This window comes from Thermostichus vulcanus str. 'Rupite', from assembly GCF_022848905.1.
Taxonomy (GTDB): Bacteria; Cyanobacteriota; Cyanobacteriia; order Thermostichales; family Thermostichaceae; genus Thermostichus; species Thermostichus vulcanus_A.
The window spans coordinates 23,287-40,915 of sequence record NZ_JAFIRA010000015.1 but is presented as its reverse complement, the minus strand read 5'-3'; the positions used below and the strand labels follow the sequence as shown (position 1 = coordinate 40,915).

14 protein-coding genes are annotated in these 17,629 nt (G+C 55.1%); 2 read left to right on the top strand and 12 right to left on the bottom strand.

What is annotated here, in order from left to right; translation table 11 throughout:
* Window positions 1–57: 57 nt before the first annotated feature.
* Window positions 58–1,230, top strand: a complete 1,173-nt coding sequence (locus JX360_RS07535) for a DUF58 domain-containing protein (protein WP_244350068.1) — start codon at window positions 58–60, stop codon at window positions 1,228–1,230.
* A gap of 6 nt (window positions 1,231–1,236) precedes the next feature.
* On the opposite strand, the gene JX360_RS07530 is transcribed toward JX360_RS07535, so the two are convergent.
* The 3 genes from JX360_RS07530 to JX360_RS07520 all read right to left on the bottom strand — a co-directional run bounded on the left by JX360_RS07530 (window position 1,237) and on the right by JX360_RS07520 (window position 3,972).
* Window positions 1,237–2,196 (bottom strand): patatin-like phospholipase family protein, encoded by a 960-nt coding sequence (locus JX360_RS07530; protein WP_244350042.1) that lies wholly within the window; start codon window positions 2,194–2,196, stop codon window positions 1,237–1,239.
* A 106-nt stretch (window positions 2,197–2,302) separates the two neighbouring features.
* Window positions 2,303–2,941, bottom strand: coding sequence for a histidine phosphatase family protein (locus JX360_RS07525; RefSeq protein WP_244350041.1), 639 nt, complete (start codon window positions 2,939–2,941; stop codon window positions 2,303–2,305).
* Between the two features lie 65 nt (window positions 2,942–3,006).
* Window positions 3,007–3,972, bottom strand: coding sequence for an NAD(+) kinase (locus tag JX360_RS07520; RefSeq protein ID WP_244350040.1), 966 nt, complete (start codon window positions 3,970–3,972; stop codon window positions 3,007–3,009).
* A 256-nt stretch (window positions 3,973–4,228) separates the two neighbouring features.
* On the opposite strand from JX360_RS07520, the gene JX360_RS07515 reads away from it, so the two are divergent.
* Entirely contained in the window at window positions 4,229–6,754 is a 2,526-nt protein-coding gene (locus tag JX360_RS07515; RefSeq protein ID WP_279611332.1) for a serine/threonine protein kinase, read from the top strand.
* Window positions 6,755–6,945: 191 nt separating this feature from the next.
* Here JX360_RS07515 and JX360_RS07510 read toward each other — a convergent pair whose 3' ends face one another.
* The 9 genes from JX360_RS07510 to JX360_RS07470 all read right to left on the bottom strand — a co-directional run bounded on the left by JX360_RS07510 (window position 6,946) and on the right by JX360_RS07470 (window position 17,518).
* Entirely contained in the window at window positions 6,946–7,677 is a 732-nt protein-coding gene (locus JX360_RS07510) for a hypothetical protein (protein WP_244350039.1), read from the bottom strand.
* A gap of 108 nt (window positions 7,678–7,785) precedes the next feature.
* Complete coding sequence (rsgA, locus tag JX360_RS07505) at window positions 7,786–8,907, bottom strand: ribosome small subunit-dependent GTPase A (RefSeq protein ID WP_244350038.1); 1,122 nt, start codon at window positions 8,905–8,907, stop codon at window positions 7,786–7,788.
* Entirely contained in the window at window positions 8,904–9,185 is a 282-nt protein-coding gene (locus JX360_RS07500) for a sulfurtransferase TusA family protein (RefSeq protein WP_244350037.1), read from the bottom strand. Before JX360_RS07500 ends, rsgA begins: the two co-directional genes overlap by 4 nt.
* On the bottom strand, window positions 9,182–10,366 hold the full coding sequence (gene dnaJ, locus JX360_RS07495) for a molecular chaperone DnaJ (protein ID WP_244350036.1): 1,185 nt from the start codon (window positions 10,364–10,366) through the stop codon (window positions 9,182–9,184). The genes JX360_RS07500 and dnaJ overlap by 4 nt, the downstream gene beginning before the upstream one ends.
* A gap of 130 nt (window positions 10,367–10,496) precedes the next feature.
* Window positions 10,497–12,308 (bottom strand): molecular chaperone DnaK, encoded by a 1,812-nt coding sequence (gene dnaK, locus JX360_RS07490; protein ID WP_244350035.1) that lies wholly within the window; start codon window positions 12,306–12,308, stop codon window positions 10,497–10,499.
* Between the two features lie 288 nt (window positions 12,309–12,596).
* Complete coding sequence (grpE, locus tag JX360_RS07485) at window positions 12,597–13,400, bottom strand: nucleotide exchange factor GrpE (RefSeq protein WP_244350034.1); 804 nt, start codon at window positions 13,398–13,400, stop codon at window positions 12,597–12,599.
* Window positions 13,401–13,544: 144 nt separating this feature from the next.
* Entirely contained in the window at window positions 13,545–15,206 is a 1,662-nt protein-coding gene (locus JX360_RS07480; protein ID WP_244350033.1) for a bifunctional metallophosphatase/5'-nucleotidase, read from the bottom strand.
* 74 nt (window positions 15,207–15,280) lie between these two features.
* On the bottom strand, window positions 15,281–16,501 hold the full coding sequence (locus JX360_RS07475; protein ID WP_244350032.1) for a DUF445 domain-containing protein: 1,221 nt from the start codon (window positions 16,499–16,501) through the stop codon (window positions 15,281–15,283).
* A gap of 60 nt (window positions 16,502–16,561) precedes the next feature.
* Window positions 16,562–17,518: a hypothetical protein gene (locus JX360_RS07470; RefSeq protein WP_244350031.1), complete on the bottom strand. Its 957-nt coding sequence runs from the start codon at window positions 17,516–17,518 to the stop codon at window positions 16,562–16,564.
* Window positions 17,519–17,629: the final 111 nt, after the last annotated feature.

Sequence of the window (17,629 nt, the reverse complement as noted above, 5' to 3'; positions counted from 1 at the left end):
CATCAGATGTAAATAAATAACAGATATAACGCTTAGGTAATTGCTGTGTTGACCAAAGTGTTTCGGTTCTTGTCTCAGTTGGGGTTGAGCCTTACTCCCTCCTCACTCCAGTCGAGATCCAAGCCTAAATTTCGCTTTCCTCGCCGTTTCCGCTCCACTCGAATTGGACGGCGGTTTATTGGGATCACCCTGTTAGTTAGCATTGCTGCTTTCAATACGGGCAATAATCCCCTTTATTTGTTGCTGGGGATGTTGCTTAGCTTAATCTTAATCAGCGGGATGATCTGCGATGCCACCCTCAAAGATTTGGACGTTTCTCGGCAGTTACCTAGCCGAATTTTTGCCGGTCAGCCTGTCTTGGTGGGCCTTACGCTAACCAATCGCAAACGGCGCCTGCCCAGTTTTTCTTTGCAAGTGAGCGAACGCATTGAGGGTCTCAAGCGGGAAGACTGGCCTTCTAGCTACATCTTGCGGGCTGATGCCCAAGCCAGTGTGAATACCTTTTATCGGCATATCTTTCCTCAGCGGGGGGTGTGGCAGTTACAGGGCTTTGAGATTGCCAGCAGCTTTCCGTTTGAATTATTCCGCAAGACTGTTGAGATTGCGGATCCCCAGCCCGTGATCGTATTTCCTCAGCCAGCTCCTGTTCAGGGGTTGAGAGTGTTGGATTTTCTCAGCGGTGGCAGCCAATTGCGCCCACAACCGGGTCAAGAGGGGGACTACCTTAGCTTGCGGCAATATCGCCCTCAGGAGGATGTTCGCTCTATCCATTGGAAGATCTCCGCCAAACGGGATCAGCTGATCGCGCGGGAATTCGAACGACCGCGTTCCCAGGCAATCACCCTCTGTTTCGAAAATCGCTGGCAACCTCAAGGAGAAACTCCCGAGGCTCATCGAAACCAGTTAGAACGGGCTGTAGAGCGTTGTGCCGGGATCCTCTCCTATCTGATCCAGGAAGGGCATCCAGTTGCGTTGGTAACCTTGCAAGAGCGGACTCGCTTTGGAGCAGATTTGGCCCATCAGGATCACCTTTTGGCCGTGTTGGCACAACTCACTTTTGTCGGGGATCCCCAACTGAAAGCAGGGACTAATTCTGAGGCTGTGTTTAGCCTGACCGCCCATGATCGCTGTTTATTGATGGCCCATCGGATTGCAGGTGGAGATGCTATACCAGCTCATTTGATTCCGACGGGATCCCTGTTGCAATTTATCCCCATCGATACAGAATAGACTTCCTTAACCCTCCAACTTTTGGCGTAATTCTGGAATCGCTCTGCGCATCTGACGGTAGCCTTCCCGAATAATCGGATCCGCCTCATGGAAATCAAAAATACCGTATTGGCTGAGCTTGGGTTGTAAAAGCAAATCCGGTGGATACTGGGCTAAAATGCTGCGGGTAATGCTCTGCTCCATGACGTTAAGGGTTGTACCAATCACATCAAAAATATTGGGGCCGGCAGGTTCATCCGGAATCCACTGGCTAATTTTTTCTTGGATCCCTTCTTGCAAGGATTGGTAGCGTTTGCGAATGCGGGTGATGAAGTTGGTTTCTTCTTCAATCACTTCCCCTGCGGCATTAAGCCGTTGACGGCGCTGAAAAGTTTCTTCCACCTCCGTTTCTTCGAGCTGAGGCTCTAAATCAGCGGGATCCACGTGATTGAGGTTCACCGCAATTACAATATCCGCTCCCATCTCTCGTACCACCTGGACCGGCACCGGGTTGACAATTCCCCCATCCCCTAGGTAGCACCCTTCATGTTGAAAGGGGGTGAAGATTCCCGGAATAGAAATACTGGCCCGCACAGCGTCTGCCATTTTCCCAGAGCGCAAGAGCACTTCTTTCCCTGTGATCAGATCGGTTGCAACACAACAAAATGGGATCCCGGCTTCTTCAATGCACAGTTCTTGCAGATGTTCTGTGAGCAGATCATAAATCTTGTTGCCATCCAAAAGCCCACAGGTGGGGAATACCACATCAAACAAGGATAAGATCATCTTCCAGTTCAGATCCCGCACAAATTCTTCTAGTTCATCCAATTCCCCTGCCGCATAAATGGCCCCCACAAAAGCACCAATACTGGCTCCGGCAATATAGTCAATCGGGATCCCAGCCCGTTCTAGTGCCCGAATTACCCCAATATGTGCCCATCCCCTCGCTCCGCCGCTGCCCAGCGCCAATCCGATTTTCTTGCTCATGGTTGCCTATTTAGAAAAGAATCCCGTTTTGGAGAAGCACGTTTTAATTTCTTGACACTTCTTGACTCTAGAACTCTAAGCTATTTTTCATCCTGAATGAGAAAGGTCAAGTACCCGCTCTCTCTCGCAAAGATTCAGGTAAATAGTTGCGTTCTCCCAACACTTCCAGAAGAGGGCCGTAGCGATCAAACTTAATGACACTAACAGAAGCAGCCAGAACTTCAATCCGATCTCGATAGCGGCCCAGATCAATACCCAGTAGGCTACATAGAATAACCCGAATCGTCGCTTTGTGGGAAACAATCAACACGTTGCCATCGGTAAATTTTTCCTCGATCTCGGCCACCACTGGCATGGCGCGGTTAGCAATTTGTACAGCGGTTTCGCCGCCTGTGGGCGGGTTCCAAGCAGGCTCGGTCATCCAACGCAGATAGTCTTCGGTGTAGGAGTCTCGCACCTCTGGGTGGGTTTTGCCTTCCCATTCACCGTAGTGGATCTCCCGCAGTCCCTCCCGGATTTGCATCTCTAAGCCTGTCTTTTCTGCCAGCGGTCGGAGGGTAGCTAGGGTGCGCTTCATCGGGCTGACGTAAAGGGCTTGCCAAGGGATCCCGGCATAGGCTGTGGCAAAGGCTACCGCCATCTGCTCCCCTTCTGGAGTCAGGTCGGGATCCAAAGCCCCACAAAACCCACCAGAACGGCTGTAGGGGGTTTCACCATGTCTAAGGAGATAGAGTCTCAGGCTCATGAGTATGCTCCGCTGTGGATCCCAGTTGAACTTCGTCACCTTAACCCGCTAACCTTAAAATCTACTTATCCCCAATCGGGACGGTGATTGGTGGTGGGGATGTAAATCCGGCTGCCCGCCCACTGCAATTTTTCCCGTAAGGTTCGAAAGTAGGAGAGATTGTTTTCTAGGATTATTAGCTTGGCTGCTGTGGGAGCCCGTTGAATTTCCACCCATTGACCGGGGTTGACCGACTGCGCTAATACCCCATCCGTCCATAAGCGGGCCAATCCTTCCGCATCCGAAAGCGGCCAAATTTCCACCTTGGCCGAGCCACCGATCACAATCGGACGACTGGATAAGCTCAAGGGACAGATGGGGGTGATGGTGATCACCTCCAGAGCAGGATCAATAATCGGGCCATTGGCAGCCAGCGTATAGGAGGTGGATCCCGTGGGTGTAGCGACCAGTACCCCATCCCCGTGGTACTGATCCAAAATTTCGCCATTCACCTCAATTTCCATAATCGCGGCGGGCAACCGTTCCCGGTTAATCGGCTTGAGGCACATTTCATTGAGGGCGTAGTACACCTCACTGACCGGGCGGCCCTGTTTCCCTTCACCGCGAGTCGGTAGGGGATCCCCTTGCCCCAGTTGGGGTTGTTCTAGGATTTGGGCTTGCAACATCATGCGGGGCTGCACAATAAAATCTCCGGCTTGGATGCGATCCCAGGGATCCTGCCGCAACACCTGTTCCGACTGAGCCAAAAAGCCCAACCTACCCCCGGATTTAATTGGCAAAATCGGGATCCCATGCGGGGCTAAAAAACGAGCTGCCGCCAATACAGAACCGTCTCCCCCCAGCACCACCGCCAAATCGATGGGTTCGGAAGTGGCCTCCAGAAACACCGGGTAAGGATTGTGGTGCAAACCGGTCGGAGCTGTTAACACCGTCACCCCACGATGGCGCAACTGTTCGGCACACACCTGACAAGCGGCTTTGCTCTCCCGATCCCCTTCTTTATAGGCAATCACCACCAAACCCAAATCCATGGCTCACCTCGTGCTGGGATCCCTAGCAGTCAGAATCGATCATCCCCTCCCCGCTCCCCGATGGCCACCGTGACCGGCAAATCCCCCTCAGCTCAACAGAAAACCGCCAACCGAGTAGTGAGGGCGATCACGGTAACACCCCCCGTCCCGTCACCCTCGATAACCCAGCATCCTTCTATAACTTAGATGTCGGTTCAGGATCCCTGAGTTCAGCCACCAGAATGGGCAAGACAGCCCCAGTAATTCGGTTTATTGTATGAACATCCTCACCCAAACTGCCCCTCCTAAAACGTCCAAAGCCATGACCTCAGAGCTGACCAACCGCATTTTGGGCGATCGCTATCTACTGCAACAGGAGATTGGCGGCGGTGGCATGGGATCCGTCTTTCGGGCCCTAGACTTGCAAAACAACCGGCAAGAAGTTGCTATCAAAGTGTTGTATGCCCCGATGATGGTGGGTCGAGGGGATTCTCAAACCGATTTGCGCCGTCGGTTTGCTGAAGAGATTCGCGTCAGCTCTCTACTTGGGCAACACCCGCGCATCATCAAAGTTTTGGATCATGGGCAGCAAGGTGAGCAAGCCTATTTGGTCATGGAGTACCTGAAAGGTCAGGATCTGGCTAAATGGATCCGATCCAAAGGCGCCTTACCCGTTCGACAAGCCATTCGCTTGGCCCTGCAAGCTTGTGAAGGTTTGTACTATGCCCACACCTTTCAAGCCAAGTTAGATGATCGTGAAATTCGTGGGGTTATCCACCGCGACATTAAGCCCAGCAACCTCTTCATCGAGCAAATTCTCCAAAACGGCAAACCCACCACCCAACTCAAAATCCTCGACTTTGGCGTGGCCAAGACTCTAGCGGATCAAACCCTCAGCCTCGGTACCCAGAAAGGAGGCGGGTTTATTGGGACTGCCCGGTATGCTTCTCCAGAGCAAATGCGGGGTAAATCTTTGGATGCCCGCTCTGATATCTACTCCTTTGGGGTGGTGCTCTATGAAATGCTCACTGGCTCGATGCCCTTCCAACTGGAGACCGACTCTCTGCACAGTTGGATCCACGCCCATTGCTATGAAACCCCGATAGACATCAATCCAGATACGACCTCTCAGCCGATCCCACCTCGTTTGGCAGAGGTGGTGATGGACTGCCTGAAGAAAAACCCCGATGAACGACCCCAAACTATGCGGGAGCTAGGGGAACGATTGCTGCAAGCCTACGACCTGACAGTCGCTACCCAAGTTTCTCCAAGCCAGGCCAGCACAGAAATACTTCCCACGGGGTCAACTGCTCCCCCTGGACAAGCGACCACAATACCTTCTCCCTCCAACGGCCCTAAACTACCACTCCGAACTCTCGGAAATACAGGCTCTGCTGCGGGGGGGTTTGAAGATATCCGCGATCAGGATCTGGAGCTCATTGAGGACGAACCGGTTTTCTCTCCCCCTACGGGGCCAGGGATCCCTTATTACATCACCGATCGAGAACCCATTCTCTCGGATCCCCCTGTAAAGTCGTTGCCGGAAACTGAAGCCCTCGCATCTCAACCCAAGGGGCAACCCAAATCAGGAGAATCAACCATCATCCCAGCAGATAGTGCTGCTGTCCAAGTTCCTCCACCCCCAGCCCCGCCCCCACCAGAAACACCGCCCATCTCCGATACCCCTCGCACCCACCCGCTGCGGGCGCCACAAGCAAAGACGGTATTGCAACAGTCCTCCGCCAACGGTCTGAAGTGGATCTTGGCAGGGGGATCCCTGGGTGTTGTCGCTCTGTTGGCGGCCTTTTTCCTCTGGCCACGCCCTACCGTCATTGATATCGAGGATGAACCCGAACCTACCCCGACTCCAGTTGTCACCCCCTCTCCCACTCCAACACCTGAAGTCATCCCAACCCCCACACCGGAAGTAACCTTAACCCCTACGCCAGAACCTACTCCCGAAATTACGCCGACCCCCACTCCACCCCCTACACCTACTCCACCGCCCCCGACTCCCGCTCCGACGCCGACCCCAACACCCTTGGCAGAGTATTATCAGCGCCTGGATCAGTTGGCAAACGAAGCGGTGACCAACCGCAATTGTCAGCCTGCTCTGGATTTCATTCAGCGGATTTTGCAGGATTACCCGGATCAACAAGCTCGATTGGAAGAGTATCGCCAGCAACTTGTGCCTCGCTGTACCCCAACTCCACCGCCAGTCCCTACCCCAACGCCTACCCCTGTCGTAGCAACACCTACTCCAACACCCCCACCGACCCCGACCCCCACGCCCACCCCGACCCCCACTCCGGCGCCCCCTCAACCCACCTCAACGCTGACTCCGGCTCCCCCAACACCTCCACCCACCCCTATCCCCACATTTACCCCTCTTCTTCCCCCCACTCCTCCCCCGACTCCAACGCCCGCTCCCCCACCGGTCATCACACCTACCCCTGCAACGCCTACACCTGTAGTCGAGCTTGCCCTGAGTGGTCAGTGGGTTTACGAGGGAGGATCTTTTGCCTGGCAGGGATCCACCTGTCGAGTCAATTCCGCAAGCGGGGTACGAGAAACGGTTTCCATCAGCCACAATGGAGACCAAATCAGCATTGCTTCTCCCAGTTTTCGAGAGCGCAGTGGCCAGTTCAGTAACAACCAATTTTCTGTCAGTGGCAGAGCCGGTGGAGCTGGCACCCCGAACGTTACCTGGAGTGGTACCGTCAGCCCAGATGGGCGCTCCATTCGCGGCACAGCCACCTGTGGTAGCGCAAGTTTTCCGATTACCCTAACTCGTCAGGGCTAGAACATCTGTGGCGTTCAGTTCCTGAGGCTTGGGAACCAATAGTCACTGATTCGCCTGACTTCCCAGTGCTCTGACCAGATGGCAGCAGGCTCCAATAAAAAGGCCCAGGATTGAGTAGGGATCCCGGGCTTTTCTATGTTGATTGTTTGTTTTCCAGGAGATCCCGTTATTGAGAGGGATCCAGGGCGGGGTCAAATACCGATGCCGCCCCCTCGATCACCACCACCGCCAGCTTCACTGGGAGGTTTCTGCTGCTGTTGAGGGCGAGGAGGAGGAGCTGCAAACGTTTCACTGACAACCTGAAGGGTGAAGGCACCCCGTCCTGGGCTACCCGGGCCAGCTGTTGGGGAAGCATTCTGAGCCCAGTAGCTTTGTACTTGTACCAAATAGCATCGGTCTTGACGGACAGGAATGGTCAGCTCAGAGATGGTGAAGTTGCCGGGAGCGGCATCATCATTCACAAAAATGAGATCCCGATCCAAGGTGCGGTTGCTGTCAAAGCCCCCAATTTGCAACAACGGATCAAAGACAGGGCTGGTGAGGCGAATCGTTACCCCAGTTACATTGGCAGCGGAAGGGAAGTAGAGGAAAGCATCAGAAAAGAAGGTGAACGTACCCGCCGGGGGAGGATTTGTCCGCGCATTTTGCAAATTGCCAGCACCATCAAAGTAGAACTCCAGCAGGCTGTTTGGCCCAAGAGTTCCACTGCGGCTATCCCCCTGCCGTTGCAAGCCAATAGAGGCGAAAAGCTGCGGGTTAAAGGCTTGTTGGCAAACATTAACCAAGGGCGGTGGAACCGTACCCCCTCCTCCTCCTCCACAGCCGGCCAAAACCAACGTCGAAGCCAAAAGACCGGAGAAGAGCTGGCGTCCCTTTTGCGTCAGGGATCCCGGGTGTCCCCCAGAAACTTTAGATGTTGACATAAGCACTCCTCCAGATATTTGGCATTGGATGATTTGCATCTCCAGAGTACGACGAACTTAGGGCTGTACGACAAGCATGAAGATCATTGACAATTTTCACCAGAACCCTCATTTTTCTGACCCCAGAGAGTCTAGTTTTTGACTGTGGAAGGTTTGGCGAATGTACCGGCGGGAGAGGTGGCGATGGCGAGGAGGAATTTTTTTTTCGCTGCCATCTCTAGGCTCTTGACGGGCCGGTATAGATCCTCCTTCCCCCTGTTGTAGTTCCTGAACTTCTTGTAACAGTTCCAGATAAAGTGAATGCCGTTCCCATTCCGGATACCGAACCCTGCAGCCCGGTTCTTGATCGTGCAAACAATCTCGAAACTGGCAGTGACCTAAGCGATCCCGTACCTCCGGGAAACACTGAATCAGTTGCACAGGATGAACTAGCGGGATCCCTTCTAGGGCATTAAAGCCTGGAGAATCGGCGATCCAACCGCCCTCTGGCAGCGGAAACAGCTCCACATGACGGGTGGTGTGCCGACCCTGACGCAACCGCCCAGAAACGGCCTGGGTAGCCAACTGAGCATCTGGCAATATCCGATTGAGCAAACTGGATTTTCCCACTCCCGAAGGGCCTGTCACCACTGAAATTTGCTGCCGACACCGCTCCAGTAGTGCCGGGATCCCCAAGCCTGTGCGAACACTGACTAGCAAGGGAGCGTATCCCCAACTCTGCACCCGATTCATCCAAGACACAGCCACAGCCGGATCCACACAATCGGCTTTGTTCAGAATCACCTGCACTCGTAACTGGCTAGCTTCTGCCTGCACCAGCAAACGATTGAGCAAATGGGGATCTGGGGCAGGCTCTGCTAGAGCCATTACCACCAAGGTTTGGGTCAAATTGGCAATAGCCGGTCGATGCAGCTGAGTCCGTCGCGGTAGGATCCCTTCGATGACCCCCTGTTCTGGCCAGAGATCCCCAACCCCAGGGGAAAGGCTTACCTCCACCCAGTCTCCCACCATCACCTGTTGCCTGGTTTTTTTTAACTTGGCCCGACGGGTACAGAGAATCTCGGCTGGAGTTGATTTTTCATCAGGGGCGGGAAGGTCTAAATGGGAGTCTGCAGCCACTAAAGCAGGATCAAGCCGTACTCGATAAAAATTGGCTTGTACCGCTCGCACCCAACCGATGTAGGTGCCGGGAACATCACCCTTTGACGAAACAGGTGTTTGCAGGTTCATACAGACTCAGGGGTGCCTCGACGGACCCAGAGAATGTAATGCCCTTCTGGCGCTGCCTGTTGCTTCTCAATCTGATGTCCAGCCATGGCTAAGCTATTGGGCACCTGCTCTAGAGGTTCCCCAGCATCCAGCCAGAGTTCCAGCAGATCTCCTGGAGCCATCCGTTCCAGCCGCAACTTGGCCCGCACATAGTTTAGGGGACAAGGGATCCCGCGTTGATCGAGAACAGACTTGATTACTGGGGAAGAGCCAGTGGAAAAACCGATCTCTGACGTCATTCCTCTTCACGCTCCCGGTTACCGGGCATTTGGGCAAGTCCTCGCAGCAAACCCCCCAAGAAACCATCCCGTTTGTTGATCCGTTCTCCGTGTAATTCCGCTAAGCGCATCAGCAGTTCTCGCTCTTCGGCGCTAATGCGAGTCGGGATCTCCACCACAAGGGTGAGCTGGTGATCCCCACGGGCTACCGAGTTGCCAATACGAGGCACTCCCTTACCCTCCAGGGTCAGCACGGTACCAGGTTGGGATCCGGCGGGAATCGTCAGCTCCACTTCCTCCTCCAGACCTGCCTTTGAGTCCACGGTGGGCACCGAGACTTTTGCCCCCAAAATGGCTTGCAAATAGCTCACACGCACTTCCGACAAAATGGTTAGACCATCCCGCTGGAAGTCGGGATCTGCCTCCACAAACAGGTAGACGTACAGATCCCCAGGTGGGCCACCGCGACGACCGGCATCCCCTTCTCCAGACACCCGCAAGCGGGTACCACTATCCACCCCCGCCGGGATATTAATGCGCAATTTCTTGGTGGTTTGGGCTAAGCCTTCGCCGTTGCAGTGGTAGCAAACCTCCTCCACAACTTGGCCAGAACCGGAACAGGTGGGGCAAACGGACACTTGGGTAAAGCTCCCAAACGGAGTGCGAGTTGCCCGCCGCACTTGCCCACTTCCCCCACAGGTTGGACAGGTTTTCACATCGGTACCCGGTTTTGCCCCACTGCCCCCACACACAGTACAAGTTTCCAGGTGGCTGATGCGAATTTGCTTTTCTCCCCCGAAGATCGCCTCCAGAAACTCCAATTTCAGGTCAAAGCGCAGATCATCTCCTCGCACCGGGCCATTGCGACTACGGGTATAACCCGTGCCCGCCCCAGCGAAGTTGGTGAAAAAGCTCTCGAAGATATCGGCAAAGCCCCCCATGCCGGGAAAATCCTGGAAGCCACCCGCTGCAGCCGCAGCTCCTCCCAAGCCCGCCTCCCCGAAGCGGTCATAACGGGCTTTCATTTCGTTGTCGGAGAGCACTTCATAGGCGCGGTTGATCTCCTTGAAGCGATCCTCAGCACCGGGCTCCTTGTTGACATCGGGGTGATACTTACGAGCCAACCGTCGATAAGCTCGCTTGATATCTTCTTTGGAGCTATCACGGCTAACCCCCAAAATTTCGTAGTAGTCACGAGCCATAGAAGCGCTTCAGAGGGATAAAGATCAAATACGATCAACAACGCAACCTGGCAGGCGGTGCAACAGCCCTCTTGCCGGAACAAGCCCGCAAGCGATGGAACAGGGGCGCATCTTCCCCTGAAGATAGACTTCAGCGAGTGCCATAGATCTCGCTACCCATCTCCAGGAGGACGACCCGCAGATCTTCCATTGCATTCCGTAAAGTTGCTAAATCTACGTTATCATCTGCCAGCAATGCCCTCAATGTGCCCGCCATGTAGGCTCCCCGCTCCAGCCGGGCTTCACTGAGTCGGTTACCATGTTCTTCCAAGGTTTTGTCGTAGTTGTAGAGTAGGGCATCGGATTGGTTGCGGGCTTCTACCACCTGTTGTCGGCGTCGGTCCTCTTCGGCATAAGCGTCAGCTTCCCGGCGCATCCGCTCGATCTCGGTGCTGCTCAAGCCACCATTGTTGGTGATCTTGACACTCTGCTCAATGCCAGTACCTTTTTCGCGGGCAGACACTTTCAAAATCCCGTTTGCATCGATATCAAAAGACACCTCGATCTGGGGTACCCCGCGAGGAGCAGGCGGGATCCCGGTCAGTTGAAAGCGCCCCAGGGTTTTGTTGTCTCGGGCCATGGCTCGCTCCCCTTGCAAAACATGGATCTCCACCACACTTTGGGCATCCGTAGCTGTGGAGAAAATTTGGGTCTTGCTGGTGGGTACAGTGGTGTTGCGGTCGATGATACGGGTAAAAACCCCTCCCAAGGTTTCCACCCCAATGGAGAGGGGAATCACGTCTAGCAAGAGCAGATCTTTGACTTCTCCACCCATCACCCCTGCCTGGATAGCGGCTCCGAGGGCGACTGCCTCATCGGGGTTAACCGAGCGATCGGGGGTTTTGCCTTTGAAAATCTGCTTGATCTTTTCTTGAATGGCAGGAATGCGGGTGGATCCCCCCACCAACAAAACTTTATCGATGCTTTCTGCAGAAATTCCAGCATCTTTGAGGGCTTGCTCGGTTGGCTCTACGGTTGCTTCCACCAGATCCCGCACCAATTCCTCAAATTTGCCTCGGGTCAACTCCACTTCCAAGTGCTTGGGGCCAGAGTCGTCGGCGGTGATAAAAGGCAAGTTGATGGAGGTGGCTTGGGTGCTGGAGAGTTCAATCTTGGCTTTCTCGGCAGCTTCCCGCATCCGTTGTAGGGCCATGCGATCTTGCGAGAGGTCGATCCCCTCCATGTTCATGAATTCGCGGGTGAGCCAATCGACAATTTTTTGGTCGAAATCATCGCCCCCCAGGTGGTTGTTGCCGGCAGTTGCCCGTACCTCGAATACGCCACTGCCCAGTTGCAAGACAGAGACATCGAAGGTGCCCCCCCCGAGGTCAAAAACCAAAATACACAGATCCTGATCCTGCTTGTCTAACCCATAAGCTAAAGCAGCAGCCGTCGGCTCATTGATGATGCGCAGCACCTCCAACCCGGCAATGGTACCGGCATCTTTGGTGGCCTGTCGCTGAGCATCGGTAAAGTAGGCAGGAACGGTGATCACCGCTTGGGTGACGGGTTCTCCCAGATAGGCTTCGGCATCCGCCTTCAGCTTTTGCAGAATCATGGCGGAGATCTCCTGCGGCGTGTAGGCCCGATCTTGGATGGCCACTTCCACCATGTTGTCGCGACCGGGGATCACCTTATAGGGAACCCGCAGACGCTCTGCTTCGGTTTCAGCAAAGGTGCGCCCAATAAAGCGTTTGACGCTGAACACGGTGTTTTCGGCATTGGTGACGGCCTGCCGCTTGGCCAATTGCCCCACCAGTCGCGCATTATTTTTGGCAAATCCGACGATACTGGGGGTTGTGCGACCTCCTTCGGCATTGGTAATCACGACAGGTTGTCCGCCCTCCAAGACCGCCACACAGCTGTTGGTGGTGCCTAGGTCGATCCCGATGACTTTGCCCATAGTCCCCTGTCCCAGTGCGTCAAGTTTCAGCCCAAGCGCGTGATTTTACGGAGCCTAGAACCATTCTGCCCAAAAAGCAGTGGAAACCTTCAGACAATACTCTCACTTCACGTAGCCCCACTGTAGCGCCTTTGAAGCCAATGAGACTCTGCATTCGTCAGGGTTATGTATGCTCTTCCTTCAATCCGCTACAGAGTGCAGTGGTGCCCGAGGCCCCACACAGAGGACGCTGCCAAGTCTTAGGGATCGATCCAGTCCAGATGAGTTGACGGTCAGAAAATCGCCCAGTTAGCTTTCTGGGGAAGGACTGGTTTCGGTTTCAGGTTGGGGATCAGTTTCAGGTTGGGGATCAGAGGTTACCTCTGGAGCCTCTGGAGTCGGGCTCCCACCGTTGGCAACCGCCTCTCTCTCCGGGATCCCTTCCGAAACCGCCACCATAGCGTGCCGAATCACGAGATCTCCTAGCTTGTAGCCGGCTTGATACTCCGTGACCACCACGTCTTCGGGATAATCGCTGCTGGGTTGACGGGCAATGGCCTCGTGCAGATTGGGGTCGAAGGGTTGACCCACGGCCTTCATGCGGGATACCCCCATCTTTTTCAAGGATTCCACTAGCAGCCGATAGACACTTTGGTAACTGTTGTGCAGTTCTCGCTCTCGGTCGGTTTCTAGCTTCACCTGCTGCTGGGCTCGCTCAAAGCTATCCACAACCGGCAAGATCTCCAGCACAAACTTCTGCCGTTCCTTTTGGCTAAATTCCTCTTTTTCCCGTTGAGTACGGCGTCGGTAGTTTTCAAAGTCGGCATAGAGGCGCAGATAGGATTCTTCTTTCTCCTTGAGTTGCTGCCGCATCACTTCCAATTCGTGCTGGAGCTGCTTCAGAGCTTCACTTTGAGCCAGTGAAGGCTCAGCAGTGGCTTCCCCTGCTGCGGCACTGGCTTCGGCCTCACTATCTTCTAAAATCAGCTTTTCTAGCTCCGCTTCCACATCGATCTCCTCCTCCTGTAGTTCAGGATAGGCATCTTCTGGGGCCATCGGTTGCTTTTCTTCAGAGGTCATGGGTTGAATAGGCAGAGTGTGAGCAATAGACATAAAGGTCGGCGGATCCCCAGTTGGGCAGGTTTCAGAACCAGACGTGAACCGAGCCAAAGCGGGCCGCCGCGTTGATTGTATTCTACCGACTTCCCCCAACGCTCGTTGGATCGGACAGGATCCTTAGCTCTTGGGGGACTTTCTCTAGCCTACCAGCAGACTTTCCTGGGGTCGGCTGAAGTAATTGGGGAAGTAGATCTCGGCCAGATCGGGAATCAAGCTCCAGTTGTGGCTGTAGAGGGGCTGAATGGGGGAATGGGTGTTGATGTAGTAGACGAGAAAATCACGAATGCTATCGGCGGAAATCCAGAGGGTTTCTGCTTCCTGGAACATCACATAGCCACCGCCACCGCCTGCCCGATAGTGGTTAATCGCCAGACGGAAAGTTTGGGTTGGCTCAACGGGCTGTCCGCGGAACTGGAGGTTGACCAATCGCTTGCCGACTGGACGGGTGAGATCAAAGCAGTAGTCGATGCCGTGGTAAAGATCAAAGGTATAGCCGCGGGCATCGGGGGCAACCACAGCGGTAGGCTCTGCAGGCAGATGATCCGGATCCAACTGTCGAAAGTAGCCTGCTGTCTGCTCCAAAGCCCGCCGCAGAATCTCCCCGCTGACTTCTAAGACACACAGGGTATTGTCGTAGACGGTGATGCCATAGGCATCCTGCAAGCGAATGGGGCCCGCTGCCAAGCCAGCACTACTGCAAATGTTAACCAAGGAGAGTTCTGCCGGGAAGCCAGCCTCCCGCACCGCTTGTAACTGCGCCTGATGGAGCAGTTCCGCCAGAGGATTGGCCCCTAGCCGCGCCGCTAACCCCCCCGGATAGGGGGCACGGGCATGTCCAACCGGTTGATGGACATAGTGCAAGGTAGCCTGGTGATAGGGATCCGTCAGGGCTAACAATTCTGGATCTGGCGGGATCCCTTCTGCCGAAAGGATATCCACCTGTCCGCCGTGGACTCGCCAACCTTGCCCTTGCTCTTCCAATTCCAGGCTGACCCGCGATAGATGGGATCCCCAAAAGCCAGGTTGCACCACCAGAGGTTTGGCCTGCTCCAGTCCAGCAATGGTTTGGTGGGTATGGCCGGAGAGGATGACATCGATGTCTTCTAGTTGAGCGAGACTGAGGAGCTCGTTTTCTCCATTCAGGCTTTTGTTGCTGCGCCAATCAGAGCGATCCGGGGTACGCCAGTGCTCGGGGCTGCGTTGCGGGGGCAGGCGGTTGGGGCCGCTGTGCAGGATGACCACCAGCACATCCACTTGGGGTCGCAGCAGAGGCAGATAGTGATGGGCGGTTTCCAGGATCGGGGCAAATCGCAAGCCAACAATGTGATCGGGACGCTCCCAGGTGTCAATGCGGGGGGTGGTCAGGCCCAAGAGTCCGACACGGATTCCCTGCACGGTTTGAATTCGATAGGGCTGAAACAGGGGATCCCCGTTTTGACGAAGGATGTTGGCACAGATCACTGGGCAGTTCAAATCGGTGACGAAGTCCTGCAGAACCTGTGGACCAAAGTTGAAATCGTGGTTCCCAGGGGTGAAGGCATCGTAGGCGAGGGCATTGAAAGCACAAGCCATCGGGTGGGGGGAGACCCGTTCCACCTGAGCGTAATAGGTGCCTAACGGGGATCCCTGAATCGTGTCGCCACTGTCGATCAACAGCACTGGATCCTGGGTTGAAGCCCGGGTTCGCTTGATCAGGGTGGCAAGCTTGGCCAGACCATGCTCAGCAGGTGCCCCAGTGAAATAGTTCCAGGGATGGAGGTTAGCGTGCAGGTCAGAAGTATGGAGAATCGTTAATCTCATTCCACCATCATAGATCTCCTCGTTGATCTCTGTTCCGCTGGGGCGACAGAACTCTGTTTGAGGGATCAGGATCCCTAGAGGAGCAAAAACAGCACCTGCACACAGCCCACCACAAAGCCCAAGATGCCTCCCAAGTTGACAATCGCCTGTAGCTCTTGCCGCACGATCTGCTGAATGGCCTGTTCCAAGTCGGCAGGAGAGGTAGCATTGACCTTGTCGGTGATCACCTGATCCAAATTCAACACCGGGATCACCTGCGTCATTAACGATTCCAGATCCCGTTCCAGGTAGCGCTCCAACACCAGAGCCAGGTCAGCACTGATCTGATCGATGGAGGTCATCAACACTTTCGAGTTGCGCAGACGCCCCAACACCAAACTGGCTACCTTTTCCCAATCGATACTATGACCCAGTCCTTGGAGCAAATCCGGCCCCTGGGCCCGCAGGTAGTCTTGGATCCCGTCCCGCAGAGTACGGCGCAACTGGCGCACTGCACCCACGGGCAAGTTTTGTAGGGAGAGATTCTGTAGGATCTCTGCTAGACGGCGATTGGCGCTGATGTCTTTGAGTAAGTCCTCCAAAATGGCTTCGGCTCCTTCGGGGTCTTCCAGGCAGTAGGTTCGCAATCGCAGCAGGGCATTCTTTAGGCCGAACAAGTTGGCCACCACCCAGTAGGATCCCGTTGCTCGTTCCCGAAACTCTTCATCCAGTGACTCAATGTTGCGGTCTGTTAGAAAGTCCACCAAGTTTTGCCGCAACACTTTCGGGGGCAACGCCTGATCGAGGATCCACTCCGAGAGCTGTTTGGCTTGCTCACGGCTCAGGCGCAAATCCAGCAGCACCTGGTCGAACAATTGGTTGATCGGCCCCTCCAGAAACTCCTCCTGGCGAGCCAGCACCTTGATCAGGCGCGGTAACGACTCATTGAACAGATCCGCTAGAATGCGAGCCAAAACCTGAGCCGTTTGCTGTTGTTGTTCCGGGTTTTGCAGTCGATCCAGTGCCACCCCCAGTAGCCAGCGGATCCCGGCTTGCATCCGCTCTGTCTGCAACAGCTTACGCGCCAGATTATGCAGCTCCTCCGGCGTGAGCAGGGATCCCATGATCGTGTTGGCGATCTGCTTGGCCAGGCGAGGCTGATTCTGTGGGATCAAGCCGGGGGTGAAGGGAATGCGACGACCCAACAGCCGATAGGGGCGGTAGGGCCGAAACAGCATTTTGATGGCAATGTCATTAGTGAAGTAGCCAATCACCAGCCCAGCTAGAGGGGGCACAACATAGATCCAGAGGGCCATGGGAGAAAACCAAGGGGGCTCTCTTCTACTCTACCGACCGGCCTGAGGTCGCTTCGGAGGTCACTGGATGATCAGGCTATCCGCCAATTCCAACTCCACCAGAGTATTGGGTTGTAACGTCACCACCCGGTCGATATTGGTACTGCCTGCAGCTGCTCCGGCCACCCCACCAGCCAGAATGGGTAGAAAGCCAATGCCACCCGTAAGCACCCCCAGAGCTAAGCCTCCAGCCGCTCCATACCCCGCTCCACGAGCTACCGTTGTACTGACATCAGCACCGCGATCTAGTCCGACGCGCAACAAGGGGGAACGCCCCCTGAGCAGGTAGGTAGAGGAGCCAATGGTGATGCGGTTGGCCACAAAGCGGCTGCCGACAATCCGTTCCTGGGGATCCGCATTGTCTTCTACACGATTGAGGGGCTGGATCTCGCGGTAAACCGGCTCAAAGGTTCCCCACACCACACTGCCCGCCGGGATCACCACCTGCCCAAACCGATCCACCACCGGATCCGACACCTCCAGATTGCCGTTGATGGCCTGATAGGGTTGGAAGGTGATTTCCCGATAAACCGTCAGAGGGATGGTGGTGCCGGCGGGCAACTCACCACGGGTTAGACCCGATAGATCTCCGCCCGGGCTCACGCCAGGCTGACGTTGATAGGAATAGGCTTCTCCTAAAGGGGCTTGGGGGCCTGGAGCGGCCTGGAACGGCACAACTGGAATCGGAGCGGTGTTGGGATCCAAAACCGGAGCAGTGGGATCCCCTCCCAGGGGCATTTGGGGTACTTGCGGCACCGCCGGCAGGGCGGGTGGGACGGCAGAGGTTTCCGGAGGCGGGGCTGTGAGCAAGGGCAAAGTGGGAATGGAGGGTGGTTGCGTAGGTTGTCTTGGCGGTGTGAACTCAAACTCTTGGGCCGCAACAGGAGCAATTGCGCTGGTCAACAGGACCCCGCTGAGGAGCAAGGAGCGCCAAGGCAAAACAGTCTGCAGAGACTGCATCCATCTGGCTTGATTCATGGATCCCACCCGGTCACAACTGGCAGTAGCTTAACATCCCTCCTCTCCCCTGACCACTAAATGTGGAGTGCAACTTTATCAAAATAGACCTTGGAACACCATTAAGACTTA

What these genes read in the sequence shown, in the direction of transcription:
- JX360_RS07470 (WP_244350031.1), bottom strand. Translation starts at nt 17,518, where the DNA reads ATGAATCAAGCCAGATGGATGCAGTCTCTGCAGACTGTTTTGCCTTGG.
- grpE (WP_244350034.1), bottom strand. Translation starts at nt 13,400, where the DNA reads ATGTCTATTGCTCACACTCTGCCTATTCAACCCATGACCTCTGAAGAA.
- JX360_RS07500 (WP_244350037.1), bottom strand. Translation starts at nt 9,185, where the DNA reads ATGACGTCAGAGATCGGTTTTTCCACTGGCTCTTCCCCAGTAATCAAG.
- rsgA (WP_244350038.1), bottom strand. Translation starts at nt 8,907, where the DNA reads ATGAACCTGCAAACACCTGTTTCGTCAAAGGGTGATGTTCCCGGCACC.
- JX360_RS07515 (WP_279611332.1), top strand. Translation starts at nt 4,229, where the DNA reads ATGAACATCCTCACCCAAACTGCCCCTCCTAAAACGTCCAAAGCCATG.
- JX360_RS07525 (WP_244350041.1), bottom strand. Translation starts at nt 2,941, where the DNA reads ATGAGCCTGAGACTCTATCTCCTTAGACATGGTGAAACCCCCTACAGC.
- JX360_RS07530 (WP_244350042.1), bottom strand. Translation starts at nt 2,196, where the DNA reads ATGAGCAAGAAAATCGGATTGGCGCTGGGCAGCGGCGGAGCGAGGGGA.
- JX360_RS07520 (WP_244350040.1), bottom strand. Translation starts at nt 3,972, where the DNA reads ATGGATTTGGGTTTGGTGGTGATTGCCTATAAAGAAGGGGATCGGGAG.
- JX360_RS07510 (WP_244350039.1), bottom strand. Translation starts at nt 7,677, where the DNA reads ATGTCAACATCTAAAGTTTCTGGGGGACACCCGGGATCCCTGACGCAA.
- dnaK (WP_244350035.1), bottom strand. Translation starts at nt 12,308, where the DNA reads ATGGGCAAAGTCATCGGGATCGACCTAGGCACCACCAACAGCTGTGTG.
- JX360_RS07480 (WP_244350033.1), bottom strand. Translation starts at nt 15,206, where the DNA reads ATGAGATTAACGATTCTCCATACTTCTGACCTGCACGCTAACCTCCAT.
- dnaJ (WP_244350036.1), bottom strand. Translation starts at nt 10,366, where the DNA reads ATGGCTCGTGACTACTACGAAATTTTGGGGGTTAGCCGTGATAGCTCC.
- JX360_RS07475 (WP_244350032.1), bottom strand. Translation starts at nt 16,501, where the DNA reads ATGGCCCTCTGGATCTATGTTGTGCCCCCTCTAGCTGGGCTGGTGATT.